At 48.8% G+C, this 14,570-nt stretch carries 14 protein-coding genes; 13 read left to right on the top strand and 1 reads right to left on the bottom strand.

Going from position 1 to position 14,570, the window contains the following annotated elements; all coding sequences use genetic code 11:
- Nucleotides 1–8: 8 nt before the first annotated feature.
- The 5 genes from ACSF8X_RS08550 (at nucleotide 9) to ACSF8X_RS08530 (ending at nucleotide 4,546) form a co-directional block, all read left to right on the top strand.
- Nucleotides 9–1,199, top strand: a complete 1,191-nt coding sequence (locus ACSF8X_RS08550) for an ABC transporter substrate-binding protein (RefSeq protein ID WP_500849660.1) — start codon at nucleotides 9–11, stop codon at nucleotides 1,197–1,199.
- Nucleotides 1,172–2,944, top strand: a complete 1,773-nt coding sequence (locus ACSF8X_RS08545; protein WP_500849659.1) for an ABC transporter permease — start codon at nucleotides 1,172–1,174, stop codon at nucleotides 2,942–2,944. The genes ACSF8X_RS08550 and ACSF8X_RS08545 overlap by 28 nt, the downstream gene beginning before the upstream one ends.
- Nucleotides 2,941–3,600: an ATP-binding cassette domain-containing protein gene (locus ACSF8X_RS08540; protein WP_500849658.1), complete on the top strand. Its 660-nt coding sequence runs from the start codon at nucleotides 2,941–2,943 to the stop codon at nucleotides 3,598–3,600. The genes ACSF8X_RS08545 and ACSF8X_RS08540 overlap by 4 nt, the downstream gene beginning before the upstream one ends.
- Nucleotides 3,594–4,205 carry a CDP-alcohol phosphatidyltransferase family protein gene (locus ACSF8X_RS08535; RefSeq protein ID WP_500849657.1) on the top strand — a complete coding sequence of 204 codons (612 nt, stop codon included), beginning with the start codon at nucleotides 3,594–3,596 and terminating at the stop codon, nucleotides 4,203–4,205. The genes ACSF8X_RS08540 and ACSF8X_RS08535 overlap by 7 nt, the downstream gene beginning before the upstream one ends.
- 137 nt (nucleotides 4,206–4,342) lie before the next feature.
- Nucleotides 4,343–4,546 carry a DUF2986 domain-containing protein gene (locus tag ACSF8X_RS08530; protein WP_500849656.1) on the top strand — a complete coding sequence of 68 codons (204 nt, stop codon included), beginning with the start codon at nucleotides 4,343–4,345 and terminating at the stop codon, nucleotides 4,544–4,546.
- A 37-nt stretch (nucleotides 4,547–4,583) separates the two neighbouring features.
- On the opposite strand, the gene punR is transcribed toward ACSF8X_RS08530, so the two are convergent.
- Nucleotides 4,584–5,486, bottom strand: a complete 903-nt coding sequence (gene punR / locus ACSF8X_RS08525; protein ID WP_047877929.1) for a DNA-binding transcriptional activator PunR — start codon at nucleotides 5,484–5,486, stop codon at nucleotides 4,584–4,586.
- A 295-nt stretch (nucleotides 5,487–5,781) separates the two neighbouring features.
- On the opposite strand from punR, the gene punC reads away from it, so the two are divergent.
- From punC to torA, 8 genes are all read left to right on the top strand, one after another.
- Nucleotides 5,782–6,990, top strand: a complete 1,209-nt coding sequence (gene punC / locus ACSF8X_RS08520; protein ID WP_500849655.1) for a purine nucleoside transporter PunC — start codon at nucleotides 5,782–5,784, stop codon at nucleotides 6,988–6,990.
- 319 nt (nucleotides 6,991–7,309) lie between these two features.
- Nucleotides 7,310–8,038 carry an arginine ABC transporter ATP-binding protein ArtP gene (artP, locus tag ACSF8X_RS08515; protein ID WP_500849654.1) on the top strand — a complete coding sequence of 243 codons (729 nt, stop codon included), beginning with the start codon at nucleotides 7,310–7,312 and terminating at the stop codon, nucleotides 8,036–8,038.
- Nucleotides 8,039–8,096: 58 nt separating this feature from the next.
- Complete coding sequence (locus ACSF8X_RS08510) at nucleotides 8,097–8,828, top strand: arginine ABC transporter substrate-binding protein (protein WP_047877926.1); 732 nt, start codon at nucleotides 8,097–8,099, stop codon at nucleotides 8,826–8,828.
- A 3-nt stretch (nucleotides 8,829–8,831) separates the two neighbouring features.
- Nucleotides 8,832–9,518 carry an arginine ABC transporter permease ArtQ gene (artQ, locus tag ACSF8X_RS08505; protein WP_500849653.1) on the top strand — a complete coding sequence of 229 codons (687 nt, stop codon included), beginning with the start codon at nucleotides 8,832–8,834 and terminating at the stop codon, nucleotides 9,516–9,518.
- On the top strand, nucleotides 9,515–10,186 hold the full coding sequence (gene artM, locus ACSF8X_RS08500) for an arginine ABC transporter permease ArtM (protein WP_047877924.1): 672 nt from the start codon (nucleotides 9,515–9,517) through the stop codon (nucleotides 10,184–10,186). The genes artQ and artM overlap by 4 nt, the downstream gene beginning before the upstream one ends.
- A gap of 496 nt (nucleotides 10,187–10,682) precedes the next feature.
- Nucleotides 10,683–10,859 carry a trimethylamine N-oxide reductase system protein TorE gene (gene torE / locus ACSF8X_RS08495; RefSeq protein WP_084722167.1) on the top strand — a complete coding sequence of 59 codons (177 nt, stop codon included), beginning with the start codon at nucleotides 10,683–10,685 and terminating at the stop codon, nucleotides 10,857–10,859.
- A gap of 38 nt (nucleotides 10,860–10,897) precedes the next feature.
- Entirely contained in the window at nucleotides 10,898–12,076 is a 1,179-nt protein-coding gene (torC, locus tag ACSF8X_RS08490; RefSeq protein ID WP_500849652.1) for a pentaheme c-type cytochrome TorC, read from the top strand.
- A 21-nt stretch (nucleotides 12,077–12,097) separates the two neighbouring features.
- Nucleotides 12,098–14,560: a trimethylamine-N-oxide reductase TorA gene (gene torA / locus ACSF8X_RS08485; RefSeq protein ID WP_047877922.1), complete on the top strand. Its 2,463-nt coding sequence runs from the start codon at nucleotides 12,098–12,100 to the stop codon at nucleotides 14,558–14,560.
- Nucleotides 14,561–14,570 lie beyond the last annotated feature (10 nt).

Here is a 14,570-nt window from a genome sequence, read left to right as displayed (position 1 = left end):
GAGCGACAATGAAAAAACACCTGTTAGGATTAGCGATGATGATGGCTGCCGGTATATCGGCAGCCAACGCCAACACCGAGGCAACCAATGACATTCCCCTTGATTGGCCAGGTGTTCTTCAACAAGCCGAGGGACAAACCGTCTATTTCAATGCGTGGGGCGGCAGCCAGGAAATCAATGACTATTTGCGTTGGGCTGGCCGCCAACTGCAGGCTCAGTATGGCGTCACCCTCAAGCATGTCAAAGTTGCCGATATCGCCGAAACGACACAGCGCTTGCTTGCGGAAAAGAGCGCCGGAAAGAATAGTGGCGGCAGTGTCGATCTCGTGTGGATCAACGGTGAAAACTTCCGCTCCATGAAGCAGGGTAAACTATTGTTTGGGCCATTTACCCAGCGCCTCCCTAACTGGCAGTATGTCGATACCCGGTTACCCATCGACAAAGACTTTACGGAATCGACCGATGGACTTGAAGCGCCGTGGGGGGTTGGTCAGCTAGTGTTCATTCATGATACCCAAACACTGCGCAATCCACCTACGAGCTTTGCCCAGCTGCTAGATGTCGCCAAATCGCATCCGGGAAAAATCAGTTACCCGCAGCCACCAGAGTTTCATGGCAGCAGCTTTCTGAAAGCTGCCCTCATCGAACTGGCCGCCAATCCGGATACCCTGTACCACGCCATTGATATAAAATCCGAAAAGGAACGGTTTGAACAAACAACGGCTCCACTTTGGCAGTATCTTGACGCCCTGCACCCTGTAGCTTGGCAGAAAGGGGGCAAGTTCCCGTCTGGAACTAGCGAAACCGTTCAGCTTCTGGACGACCAACAACTATTGCTGGCCATCACCTTCAATCCCAATGCCGCTAGCGCTGCAATTGAAAATGGTAACCTGACCGAATCTGCCCACACCTATGCCTTTGAGCAAGGGGCACTGTCCAATATCCATTTTCTCGCTATTCCTTGGAACGCTCAGGCCAAGGCAGGCGCTCTGGTTGCCATTAACTTTTTGATGAGCCCTGAGGCTCAAGTACGAAAAGCTGATGCCGCGATCTGGGGAGATCCTTCAGTACTCAAGAAAGAAGTTTTAGCGAAGAATGGCGGTGCCGAATTCACGTTGTATAAATCCATACCGGAACCCCATCCTAGCTGGCTTACCGCCATAGAGCTTGAATGGCAAAAACGTTACGGCAACCAATAATCAAAGATAGGGAGGTATACCTCCCTATCCGAACGACCCTGATGATCCGATTCTTATTTTTTACCACATTATTGATCTGCTTTGCCCCCTTGGTGCCGGGTCTGCTGGGAATTATCTTCCCCGCCTTTTCATGGCTCCCGGCATTGGGATATAACCAGTTTTCGCCCTCTGCTTTTGAACTGCTGATTCATTGGCCGAATTTGGCTGAATCCATTGGGTTAACTTTGTTTACCGGCTTGGGCAGCACCTTGCTGGCCATCATGTTTAGCTATTGGATCCTCGCCACTTATTGGGAAACAGCGCGCTGGAACCGTGTAGAAAAACTCCTCTCACCAATGCTGGCAATGCCGCATGTGGCCTTTGCTATCGGGTTTGCCCTGTTAATGTCTCCAACAGGCTGGTTCTACCGAGTTGGAGATCTATTCGGCGTGAACAGCACGTATTCAACCGGTTTAATTCAAGATCCTCATGGATTAGGATTGCTGCTGGCGTTGGCGATCAAAGAAACGCCATTCTTGCTCATTATGAGCGTTTCGGTTTTGCAGCAACTTAATATCCAGCGTCTGCTCGCTGTCTCATCGGCATTGGGATACACCCGCTCCCAATGCTGGTACAAAGTGATTCTGCCACAATGGCTGCCGAAAATGCGCCTGTCTATTTTTGCGATCGCCGCGTATGGCTTATCCGTCGTGGATGTTGCCATGATTCTGGGACCAACAAGACCAACAACACTGTCACTGGTCGTTTGGCAATGGTTTAACGAGCCTGATTTGACTCTGGTACCACGGGCGGCAGCCGGTGCGATCCTAATGCTGGCCGTAACAGCTCTTGGACTCGGTACACTTGGGCTGATGGAGTGGCTTGGGCTCAGGCGTTGTCGTAACTGGCAAACCTCAGGCCCCAAGCCCCACACAACCCGCCAGCTCCGTTTAACAACATGGCGCGGGATCTACCTGCCTTTCGCACTGATCCCAGCACTGGTACTCCCTATTCTTGTACTATGGTCATTCGCACAGAGGTGGCGTTTTCCGGATTTGCTCCCTAGCCGATACAGCGGGCGCTTTTGGCATCAAGAGCTCGATACAATTACTGAGTTACTGGCGACAAGCCTTGGTATCGCCATCCTCTCCTGCCTTGCCGCCTTGATCATGGCCATTGCATGTTTGGAATACCGTCAGCGCTATTTGCGAGGGTTGCCGACATGGCTCATCGCCCTACCCCTGATTATTCCGCAGCTATCGCTGCTATTTGGGATTCAGATACTGACTTACCTAGTACCGGGACAGCACTATCTTATCTGGGTTGTCTGGGGCCACCTGCTATTTGTGTTCCCCTATGTCTATCTCGCATTGGATGGAGCATGGCGTAGTTACGATATCAGGCTCGATCAGTGCAGCAGGAGCCTTGGCCTGAACGGCTGGCAAACGTGGTGGAAGGTAAAACGTCCTCTGGTCCAGCCCGCGATATTTTTCGCCGTCGCCGTCGGGCTCAGCGTCAGCCTTGCCCAATATCTGCCAACGCAGCTCCTTGGTGCTGGTAGGATCAGCACACTGACTACCGAAGCTATCGCCCTGAGCAGCGGGCAGGATCGCAGGGTGATGGCGATCTACGGTTTGCTGCAGGGACTCCTGCCACTGCTGTTCTTTGCAGGTGTCATTATGCTTAACCACTATCGCCGCCATGATCGCTCTAACCGAATGCAATCTAAGGCAATCAAGCCTCAACAGGAGTACAAACACGGATGACTCTGTCTGTGACCAATCTCACCGTCTTTAACAAGCAAGAGACGCTTATCGCTCCCGTCAGTTTTACGGTCAATCCCGGAGAGATCGTCACCCTGATGGGACCTAGCGGATGCGGGAAATCAACCCTTCTCAGTGCTATTGCAGGCCATCTTGCCGCGACATTTACCTTGCAAGGTGATGTACAAATGGATAATTCTAGCGTGCTTAACCTGCCGCCTGACCAAAGGCATATTGGGTTATTATTCCAAGATGACCTGCTCTTCCCCCACCTTGATGTACTGGAAAACCTCATGTTTGGGCTCCCGCGTCGTTATGGCAAATCCGAACGTGTTGCTATCGCCCAACAAACATTAGAGCAGATAAATCTGGCAATGCTTGCCCATCATATGCCCAACGAGATATCAGGAGGGCAGCGGGCAAGAATTAGCTTGATGCGCATGCTATTATCTGAGCCCAGAGCTGTTTTGCTTGATGAACCATTCAGCAAACTGGACAAAGAACTTCGACATGAATTCCGCAGCTGGGTCTTTGATCAAATCAAGCAGCGCCAGATCCCCGCGATCATGGTGACCCATGACCATGATGATATTCCAGCAGACGGAATCGTCATGCATTGGCCTTGGACCAACACCTCTCAGGAAAATCACTTATGCTAGACCGCTACGCCATCGCTCTGATCCGCAAGCCGTTAACCCTCATCTCAGCGATACCCGACAAACTAGGGGTCAGCGCTAACCAAGTAACAGTCTTCGGTTTTCTAATCGGGTTATGTGCCCTGCCCGCTCTGATTTTCGAGCATTACTTACTCGCACTGGGCTTTATTGTCGCTAACCGTATTTTCGATGGACTGGATGGGGCTATTGCCCGGCGGCAGGGGATCACAGATTGCGGTGGCTTTCTCGACATCACCCTCGATTTTCTCTTTTATTCCCTAGTGCCGTTTGGGTTCGTCCTCGCCAACCCAGACAGCAATGCAGTGGCTGGCGCTTTTCTGATCTTTTCGTTTATCGGTACAGGATCCAGTTTCCTGAGTTTTGCCATCATGGCCGGCAAGCGCAATATCGAAAGCCCTGTCTATAAGCAAAAATCGCTCTATTACATAGGCGGCCTAACCGAAGGCACTGAAACCATTGTCTGTTTTGTGTTGTTCTGCTTACTGCCTCAACACTTCGCCGTCATTGCCTGGTGCTTTGGTTCGCTATGCTGGATCACCACCGCAACACGCATTTGGGCCGGTTACAATACCCTCAAAGAAGCCTGAACCAACCCTTTTCAGGCCAAACAACAACGCTCGATCGATCTTGGCAAGGCATAATGACCTTGCCACTCTCATCTCTCCCTTCCCTTCACGCTCATTTCCCCATAGAATTGCCAGCCCATTTCGCATTGGTAAATACAATGAACCGCAAAAAGAAAGTTATCCAGACTCAAAAATCTAAAATCAAAAAACAAAATGCCAAGCTGCACCGTAGCAACAAACCACGCTACATCTCAAAAGCAGAACGCGCGAAAATGGAAGCAGAAGCCCAGCAATCTGAAGGTCAGGCAAGCGACGCAACTGAGACGGTTACCCAGTCAGACAACAACACTGCTGCCGAATAACCGCTTTATACCCAAGCAAACTGTCTTGGGTATATTTTTAGCGCATCCACTCCCGATGCAGCTGCTCACTGTCCCCCAGATAACCCAATAGCCAACCAATCGCCGGGTTCTGGCTTTCTTTATTCCAGGCCAAACAGCAAGGGCTCACTGGCGGGCTCACTGCCAACGACTTCTCCACCAGCTCACCGCTGGCAATTTTCGCCAAGGCCATATGCTCCGGCACAACGGAGATCCCCAGCCCAGACTTCAAACACGATATCGCACTGTGCCAGTTAGGAACCATGATCCGACGTTGGTTATCCATCAGCCAGGTGATGCGCTTTGGCAGTACCCTTGAGGTATCTTCAAGACAAATTGCCGGATATTGGGCCAACTCTGCCGCCTCCAATGGGTGCTCCGCCGCCGCCAGCGGGTGATCTGGGCTAACAACAAACCGCCAAGCTAGCACTCCCATATCACGGTAGTCAAAATGGCCACTCACTGGTACAGCAGCGGTTGCACCGATGGCTATATCCGCCCGTCCATCAGCCAAGGCATCCCATACGCCATTGAACACTTCCATGGTCAGGTGTAATTCCATATCGGGGAACTGGCGATAGAAATCCCTCACAAGCGTATTCACCCTGCTTTCTCGGACAACCGTATCCAAAGCAACCGAGACACTTTGTGACCACCCATTAGCCACCCGCTGCGTCTGTAGTCTCAGTTGCTCCATCTGCTTGAGCAGGTGCCTGGCTTCTTCAACAAAAAATTCGCCAGCAGGCGTCAATTCGACCTGACGGTGCAGCCTGACAAACAACTCAACAGCCAGTCGCTCTTCAATTGTCCTCACGGTATAACTGATCGCGCTAGGTACTTTGTGCAGCTCCTCGGCAGCGGCCGAAAAACTGCCCCGCCGGGCGACCACATCGATAACTTGCAAGTCGTTGTATGAAAACATTTCGTACTTCCTCATGCGCCAATGCATCAAACAGCTAGATCCAGCGCACATTTTTTCAAATTATTTACTGGTTGCACCCAAAAGTTCGCCTTACCTCATCACCAGAAAACCGGTTATTCTCCCCCCAATTTGCTGGTGAAATGATGACGAAATCGTATGCGTGGTGCCAGTGGTACCATCTTCAGTTTTTCAAATCAAATTATTTGAAAGCAACTTTGAAATTTTACCATTTCACAGCTTTCCCAACCATGTATAGACTTGCTTCCAAAGTAAAAACTGTAATGAATCATTTATCATGACTAATCAACCATCAAAACTCACCATTATCTGGTTCGCATGTCTAAGTATGCTAGGTTTCCTTGCTACTGATATGTACCTTCCAGCTTTTGAAATTATTCGTGAAGACTTTAATACTTCACAATCGCTTATTGGTTTAACGCTAAGTATTTTCCTGTTAGGCATGGCTCTAGGCCAACTTGTCTACGGCCCCCTTTCTGACCGCGTTGGCCGAATCAAAGTACTGCTAGGCGGTATGGTACTTTTCAGTGCTGCATCGGTACTTTGTTCATTTGCCCCTAATGTAGAAATCATGCTGTTTGCACGTTTCCTACAAGCACTAGGTGCATGTAGTGCAACTGTTATTTGGCAGGCTGTGGTTGTCGATCGCTATGAAGGCAAAGTCTCTGAGCGTGTTTTCGCAACGATCATGCCTCTTGTAGCCCTATCTCCAGCACTTGCACCTCTAGCTGGTGCGATGCTTGAGCATCAATTCGGCTGGCGTAGCATCTTTATTGCCTTGGTTGCTTTTGGTGTTATTTTGGCTGTTATGACACTCAAGGAACCTGAAAGTGCTAATTTAGCGAAAAAACAAGATAAGCTAAGTGTCCAGCTACGCCGTGACTACAAGCAAATCCTAGGTTCAAAAAAATTCATGGGTAACATGATTATTTTTGCCGCCTGTTCTGCAGCTTTCTTCGCATACCTAACTGGCTCACCATTTGTGATGGCAGCAATGGGCTACTCAGGTGCAGATATCGGCCTGAGCTACGCACCACAAACTGTTGCGTTCATTGTTGGTGGTTACGGTTGCCGTACGCTACTAAACAAATATGACAGCCAAAAGCTTCTACCATGGATCCTGAAGCTATTCTTTGCCAGCGTTGCCGTAATGTTCATGATTTCCATCCAGACTGAACCAAAGACAATCTGGCCGATCCTGATCCCATTCTGCTTCTTGGCGGTGGCTAACGGTGCTATCTACCCAATTATCATCAGCAAAGCATTGGAAGACTTCAAAAACTGTAGCGCGACAGCAGCAGGTCTATTGAACTTCCTACAAACCATGGTGTGTTTCGCGGCAAGTGGCTTGGTATCAGCATTTGCGGTACACGGCCTGATGACAGTGACAACTGCAATGTTCATCACTGGCTTTATTGCCCTTATCGGTTACGCCTTGGTTGTTAAAGCCCGTCACGAAACGGCTGCACAAGCTCAAACAGCGTAATTAAGTAAGAGCATACTCGCTTAATCACAGCAAAAGACCGCCACCCGGCGGTCTTTTTGTCTCTTCAACAAACGATACAACAAGGCTTAGGCCACTCTCCATCCTGCTCTGCTCTGCTCTGCTCTGCTCTGCTCTGCTCTGCAAACTTTCACATCTTTCACCGAATCCCCGCAAAACCATAAATTGCATGGTCAAACCACGCTTTTCTATAGACAACATCTTTGAAAACAAGATGCTTTAGATTTTTTATACAATTAACTTGCATAATAAAGCACTAAATGTACTATAAGAAAAATGACAATAAATGCAGTAATTAAGCATGGGTATTCAAGCAAGCAACATCAATAAATTCTACGGTGACACGCAAGTACTGCACGATGTCAATTTCAGCTGTGACAAAGGAGACACTCTGGTACTGCTTGGGCCCAGTGGCGCAGGCAAGAGCTCACTACTTCGAGTACTCAACTTGCTTGAGTCTGCCAGTAGCGGTGAACTGCATATCGCCAACAACCAGTTCCACTTTTCTGACTCTCTTTGTGAAAAAGACGCCCTATACCTGCGGAAAAAAGTCGGCATGGTATTTCAACAATATCATTTATGGCCGCACCTGACGGTTTTGCAAAACCTGATTGAAGCACCGGTGAAGGTCGCCGGAATCAGTAAATCAGCAGCGACTGACGATGCGATGAAAATTCTGGCTACCTTACAGCTATCGGACAAAGCCGATGCTTGGCCGCTGCAACTCTCTGGCGGGCAGCAACAACGGGTTGCCATTGCACGGGCACTCATGATGAAACCCGATGTCTTGTTGTTCGATGAGCCAACGGCGGCTCTCGACCCCGAGATCACAAATCAAGTTGTCAATATTATCAAAGAGTTGAGTAAAACAGGGATCACTCAAGTTGTGGTCACCCACGAAGTTGAATTCGCAAAGAAAATTGCCAGTCATGTTCTCTACTTAGAAAACGGACATGTCATTGAACATGGCACTCGAGATGCATTCAGCAAACCAGCAACCCAGCAATTTGCTGATTACCTAACCCATTAAAAACAACATTGCCCTTCAATGACATAGGGCAGCAAATAATGACGCACGGAGTATCGCGATGAAAAAAATTGTACTAGCAACGCTTATTGGCTTGGTGTCTAACTATGCATCTGCTCAGGATGAAATTAAATTTGCCATGGAAGCCACCTATGCACCTTTCGAGTATGTTGACGAAAACAACGAAATCCAAGGCTTTGATGTTGATCTAGCCAATGCGCTTTGTAATGAAATAAAGGCTAAATGCAGTTTCCACAATCAACCTTTTGATAGCCTAATCCCAGCGCTGAAATTCCGTCGTTATGATGCCGCGATCTCCGGTATTGATATCACAGAGCAGCGGCAGAAAGTCGTCAACTTCACAGCTCCCTACTACGACAATGCAGCCGCGTTTGTCGCTGTCAAAGGTTCAATTGCGGATCAAGCAGCATTGAAAGGTAAACGTATCGGCGTTCAAAACGGTTCGACTCACCAAAGCTACCTGACAGAACAAATGACTGGAGTAACGGCCGTACCTTATGCCAGCTACCAAGACGCATTTATCGATATGCAAAATGGCCGTATCGATTCTGTTTTCGGTGACACGGCGGTCGTTGCGGAGTGGTTCAAGAAAAATGATCAACTGAGCTATATCGGAGATCCAATCACCAACGCTAAATACTTTGGTAACGGGTTTGGTATTGCCATCAACAAAGACAACGATGCGCTGCTAGAAAAACTGAACGCTGCACTAAAAACCGTCAAGGCTAATGGCCAGTACCAACAAATTTTCGATAAATACTTTGGTGAATAATTTATGGCATTGTCAGGTTATGCTCTGACACTTGTGGAGGCGAGCTGGGTGACAATCCAGCTCAGCCTAGCCAGTGTCGTCGTCGGGCTGTTGTTGGCCACATTGTTTGCCTGTGGGGAAATGTCACGGTTTAAGGCTGTCGCCTGGCCTGTAACCGCATTGGTTACCGTTCTCAGAGGCTTGCCGGAATTACTCATTGTCCTGTTTATTTTCTTTGGATCCAGCCAAGTTTTCTTTCTTCTCACCGGCCAATTTATTGAAATAAGCCCTTTTCTGTCAGGTGTTATCGCACTTTCATTAATTTTTGCGGCTTATGCGTCACAAACCCTTCGTGGAGCCCTCAAGGCTGTACCCAATGGGCAGCGCGAGGCCGCCAGTGCCTTGGGTATTACGAAGACACAGACCTTTTTCAACATCGTACTGCCCCAAGCGATACGTCATGCCTTACCCGGCCTGACCAACCAATGGCTAGTACTATTAAAAGATACAGCATTAGTCTCACTGATTGGTGTCACCGATCTACTCAAGCAGGCACAGCTCACAGCGGCAGCCACCCATGAGAGCTTTACTTGGTACGCGAGTGCCGCTGCTATCTATTTAATTATTACATTGATTACCCAACGTTTTGTTAAGCGGCTTGATAACAAGTACAGCCTGCACGACAGCAACACTCAAGGAGCAGGCGCATGAACGATCAACATATTTGGCAACTGGCCACAGGCTTGCTCACCAGCCTAGAACTCACCGTTGTATCGCTAGTTGTCGGCTGCGTACTCGCATTGCTAATGACACTGTCTCTGATCCTTAAAATACCGGGGATACACTGGCTCAGTCGCTGCGTTATTACGCTTTTTACGGGCACGCCACTACTGGTTCAAATATTCCTGATTTACTATGGACCCGGACAATTTGAGTTAATCCGACACAGTATGGCATGGCACTGGCTCAGCCAACCTTGGTTTTGTGCCATGATTGCTCTGGCCCTCAATACCGCAGCCTATAGCACCCAGCTTTTCAAAGGTGCATTTAACACCATCCCTTCAGGACAATGGCAAGCATGTAAAGCGCTGGGGATGAACACCCGCCATACTCTGGGCGTGTTACTACCCTATGCGGTTCGCAGATCGATTCCCGCCTATTCCAATGAGGTAATTTTGGTATTCAAAGGGACATCACTGGCCAGTACGATTACCATTATGGATATTATGGGATATGCGCAACGCATTAATGCCCAGACATACGATACTTTGGTGGTATTCGCTACCGCAGGTCTATTTTATTTAGCCGTTAATGGCCTTCTGACGATTCTTTTTCGCAAAATAGAAAAAAAAGCTCTCGCCTTCGAGACCATCCGCTGATCAGCAAACACGGTAACTCAAGTGCCTCCTCCATAACGAGAGGGGCACTTTTAGAGCAACAGATAACCACCAAGGATTTAACATTCATCCTGCGTGTGATTTCGACCGATAAACCATCCTCATCCAAACACCATTTACATGGTTAATATTTACAAACGAGATAGTCATATCTCTTTATCGACAATATCTGTACTAAAGCTGAATACAACCTAACTGAAATATGAATAAGCACAGATTGCGATCAACAAATCAACAATTTTAACAGTTAGATCACCGCGAATGACTGTTAATTATTTTATATAAATCACCACAATCAATAATATCAATTGATAAACCATTCACAGCGACGTCGAAGATCAAAAAAACATTACCCCGTCTCATTCAACCACTATTCATCAATTGAATATTAACAACAGCTTCAATTAAGATCCCCTAGGCATAGTTATTAACACTTTTGTCACCTCACTCAATTAACATTTTTTAGCAGGTAGTCCTAATGAATAATGAAATAAGTTCTACAGCCAAAGATGAAAAGAAGCGTGAATGGGGAGCGTTCTTTTTTATCACTGTCTTTTTGTTCCCTATTCTCAGCATCATTACCGTAGGTGGCTACGGATTCATTGTTTGGATGATGCAAGTCTTCCTTTTTGGTCCTCCGGGCCACGGGGCTTAATACAAGACGTGTAGCGGAATCAATAAAGAGAATAAATAATGAAAAATTTCTTAAAAAAAGCATGGCGAACATTTTCCCGACCGAGTGTACATATCAGTCTGGGGGTACTCACGCTTGGCGGCTTTATTGCTGGCGTCATTTTCTGGGGTGGATTCAATACCGCCCTTGAAGCGACCAATACCGAAGAGTTCTGTGTCGGCTGCCATGCCGAAAATGTGGCTCCGGAGTACGCTGGTACAATCCATGACAAAAACCGCTCAGGTGTACGGGCAACCTGCCCTGACTGTCATGTCCCTCATGAATGGACAGCGAAAATCTCTCGGAAAATCCAAGCGAGCAAAGAGGTCTTTGCTCACTTTGCTGGCTTTATCGACACCCCGGAAAAATTTGAGGATCGTCGAATCATCCTCGCCCAGCATGAATGGGATCGTTTCAGTGCCAACAAATCTCTCGAGTGCCGCAATTGCCACGATTATGATGGCATGGACTTCAGCAAGATGTCTCCAACAGCCCGAGTTCAAATGAAAAATGCAGCGGAACGAGACCAAAGCTGCGTGGATTGCCACAAAGGGATTGCCCACCATCTACCTAAGAATATGGACAGCAGCGGTGGCCTAGTTGCAGAGCTGGTCCAGCTTGCCAACAATACCAAATTCACCGATAACGAAACGGTATACAGCGTTCGCTACCTTCCGGTATATGAAGACAAAGATCTGACAACTGAGGCTGGACTGTTGAACCCTGCCTCAGCCGTCAAAGTCATCAACCAGACCAAGGATGCCGTCGAAGTCGAAATCGCCGGTTGGCGTAAGGACAAAGGCTATGGGCGCGTTATTCAAGAAGCGTTCGGGATGAACATAGCGGTCGCATCGCTTCTCAAAGAATCAGCCCAAAATGATCAGATCGTCGATACTTTCGAACGTCAAGTCGATGATCTAACCGGCCTGCCTTGGCAGCGTGTCACAGCCAAGGTATGGCTGCCTAAAGACTCCCTTATCAACGATATCAACCCAGTGTGGGAAAAAGCAAAGTCGGCCTACACCACAAACTGTTCGGTATGCCATACCCAACCTGCCGAAGCACACTTCGACGCCAATACCTGGCCGGGAATGTTCAACGGCATGCTTGCCTTCGTGAACTTTGACCGTGATAGCGAAGCACTGGTTCTGAAATACCTTCAGAAGCACTCTTCCGATTTTTCTGACAGCAAACACTAAGCCGTAACGGAGTACTCAACAATGTCAATTTCTCGCAGAAGTTTTCTAAAAGGCGTTGCCGCAACCAGCGCCGCCTCTGTTATTGGCCCAAGCCTGCTTGCTTCATCCAAAGCCATTGCCGCTGAGACAACGGGAACATGGAAAGTCTCTGGCTCCCACTGGGGCGCATTCAGGGCTCATATTTATGCTGGTAAAGTTCAAGAAATTAAGGCTCTTGAAATTGACCAGTATCCAACTGAGATGCTAAATGGCATCAAAGGGGTGATCTACAACCCATCTCGGGTGCGCTACCCGATGGTACGTTTGGACTGGCTGAAGAAGCACAAATACAGTGCAGAGACACGGGGCAATAACCGCTTTGTCCGTGTGACCTGGGATGAGGCCCTTGATCTTTTCTACCGTGAACTTGAACGAATTCAAAAAGATTATGGCCCATGGGCCCTGCATGCAGGACAAACCGGCTGGCGTCAAACTGGCCAGTTCCACAGCTGTACCAGTCATATGCAGCGTGCGGTAGGTATGCACGGCAACTACATTACCAAGGTAGGTGATTACTCAACTGGCGCAGGCCAGACAATCATGCCTTACGTATTAGGCTCAACTGAAGTTTATGCCCAGGGAACCTCTTGGTCAGAAATTCTCAACCACAGCAAAAACGTTGTCTTGTGGGCAACCGATCCGGTCAAAAACCTGCAAGTCGGCTGGAACTGTGAAACCCATGAGTCTTATCCTTATCTTGAGCAGCTAAAGAACAAGGTAGCCAAAGGGGAAATCAAGGTTCTGTCGGTCGATCCGGTCAAGAACAAAACCCAACGCTATCTTGGCAATGAGCATCTCTACATTAACCCGCAGACCGACGTCGCATTCATGCTTGGCGTTGCCCACACCCTGTACAACGAAGATCTCTACGACAAAGACTTCATTAAAATGTACTGCCTAGGCTTTGAGGAGTTTATTGACTACGTACAGGGTAAAACCAAAGACCGCATCGAGAAAACACCGGAATGGGCGGCTGAAATTTGTGGCGTCAATGCCGATCAGATCCGTGAATTTGCTCGGATGCTGGTCTCGGATCGCACCCAAATCCTTTTTGGCTGGTGTATTCAGCGTCAGGAGCATGGTGAACAGCCATATTGGATGGGTGCCGTGATTGCGGCGATGGTCGGCCAGATAGGCCTACCGGGTGGCGGTATCTCTTATGGTCACCACTACAGTGGTATTGGCGTTCCATCAACGGGCTTTGCCGCACCGGGCGGGTTCCCCCGCAACGTCGACGAAGGCCACAAGCCGAAATGGGACAACAACGATTTCAATGGTTACAGCCGTACCATTCCGGTCGCCCGCTGGGTTGATTGCCTCTTGGAGCCTGGCAAAGAGATCCGCTACAACGGCAGCAAGGTTATCCTGCCCGATTACAAAATGATGGTGATCAGCGGTAATAACCCGTGGCACCACCACCAAGATCGAAACCGGATGAAGCAAGCATTCCAAAAACTTCAAACCGTCGTAACCATTGATTTTGCATGGACAGCAACCTGCCGATTCTCGGATATTGTTCTGCCAGCCTGTACCCAATTCGAACGTAACGACATTGACGTTTACGGTTCGTATAGCGGCCGTGGTCTGCTGGCGATGCACAAATTGGTTGATCCTCTCTATCAATCAAAGACTGATTTCGAAATCTTCACGGAACTCACCCGTCGGTTCGGGCGTCACAAAGAGTACACCCGAGGCATGGATGAGATGGAGTGGGTTCGCTCGCTGTATGCAGATTGCCGGGAAGCCAACAAAGGCAAATTTGAAATGCCGGAATTCGATGAATTCTGGGAACAGGGCGTACTGGACTTTGGTACAGGAAAACCTTGGGTGCGCCATGCCGACTTCCGTCAGGATCCTGAAATCAATGCCCTTGGCACCCCATCAGGCTTCATCGAAATTACCAGCCGGAAAATAGCGCGCTACGGCTACGACCATTGCCAAGGACATCCTATGTGGTTTGAGAAGAGTGAACGTTCCCACGGTGGCCCGGGATCCAGTAAGCACCCGTTCTGGATGCAATCATGCCACCCGGACAAACGCCTTCACTCACAGATGTGCGAATCTGATGCCTTCCGGGCAACCTATACGGTACAAGACCGCGAACCGGTATACCTCAATCCAGAGGATGCTGCAGCCAAGGGGATCAAAGATGGCGATCTGGTGCGCGTATTCAACGATCGCGGCCAACTGCTTGCCGGTGCAGTCTTAACAGACAGCTACCCTCGCGGCGTGATTCGCATTGAAGAAGGTGCATGGTATGGCCCGCTTAACGAAAAAATTGGGGCTATCGATACCTACGGCGATCCGAATACTCTGACACAGGATATTCCGTCATCAGAACTTGCTCAGGCCACCAGCGCTAACACCTGCTTGGTTAACTTTGAAAAGTTCACGGGCGAAGTCCCACCGGTCACGGCCTTCGGTGGACCGATCGAGATTAGTTGATTAATTGATT

The organism is Photobacterium panuliri (assembly GCF_059920555.1).
Note: the sequence above shows the minus strand (reverse complement) of the source record. Positions and strands in the feature narration are given on the sequence as shown.

Coding starts and splice junctions, on each gene's coding strand:
- ACSF8X_RS08550 (WP_500849660.1), top strand. CDS start 9: ATGAAAAAACACCTGTTAGGATTAGCGATGATGATGGCTGCCGGTATA.
- ACSF8X_RS08545 (WP_500849659.1), top strand. CDS start 1,172: ATGGCAAAAACGTTACGGCAACCAATAATCAAAGATAGGGAGGTATAC.
- ACSF8X_RS08540 (WP_500849658.1), top strand. CDS start 2,941: ATGACTCTGTCTGTGACCAATCTCACCGTCTTTAACAAGCAAGAGACG.
- ACSF8X_RS08535 (WP_500849657.1), top strand. CDS start 3,594: ATGCTAGACCGCTACGCCATCGCTCTGATCCGCAAGCCGTTAACCCTC.
- ACSF8X_RS08530 (WP_500849656.1), top strand. CDS start 4,343: ATGAACCGCAAAAAGAAAGTTATCCAGACTCAAAAATCTAAAATCAAA.
- punR (WP_047877929.1), bottom strand. CDS start 5,486: ATGTTTTCATACAACGACTTGCAAGTTATCGATGTGGTCGCCCGGCGG.
- punC (WP_500849655.1), top strand. CDS start 5,782: ATGACTAATCAACCATCAAAACTCACCATTATCTGGTTCGCATGTCTA.
- artP (WP_500849654.1), top strand. CDS start 7,310: ATGGGTATTCAAGCAAGCAACATCAATAAATTCTACGGTGACACGCAA.
- ACSF8X_RS08510 (WP_047877926.1), top strand. CDS start 8,097: ATGAAAAAAATTGTACTAGCAACGCTTATTGGCTTGGTGTCTAACTAT.
- artQ (WP_500849653.1), top strand. CDS start 8,832: ATGGCATTGTCAGGTTATGCTCTGACACTTGTGGAGGCGAGCTGGGTG.
- artM (WP_047877924.1), top strand. CDS start 9,515: ATGAACGATCAACATATTTGGCAACTGGCCACAGGCTTGCTCACCAGC.
- torE (WP_084722167.1), top strand. CDS start 10,683: ATGAATAATGAAATAAGTTCTACAGCCAAAGATGAAAAGAAGCGTGAA.
- torC (WP_500849652.1), top strand. CDS start 10,898: ATGAAAAATTTCTTAAAAAAAGCATGGCGAACATTTTCCCGACCGAGT.
- torA (WP_047877922.1), top strand. CDS start 12,098: ATGTCAATTTCTCGCAGAAGTTTTCTAAAAGGCGTTGCCGCAACCAGC.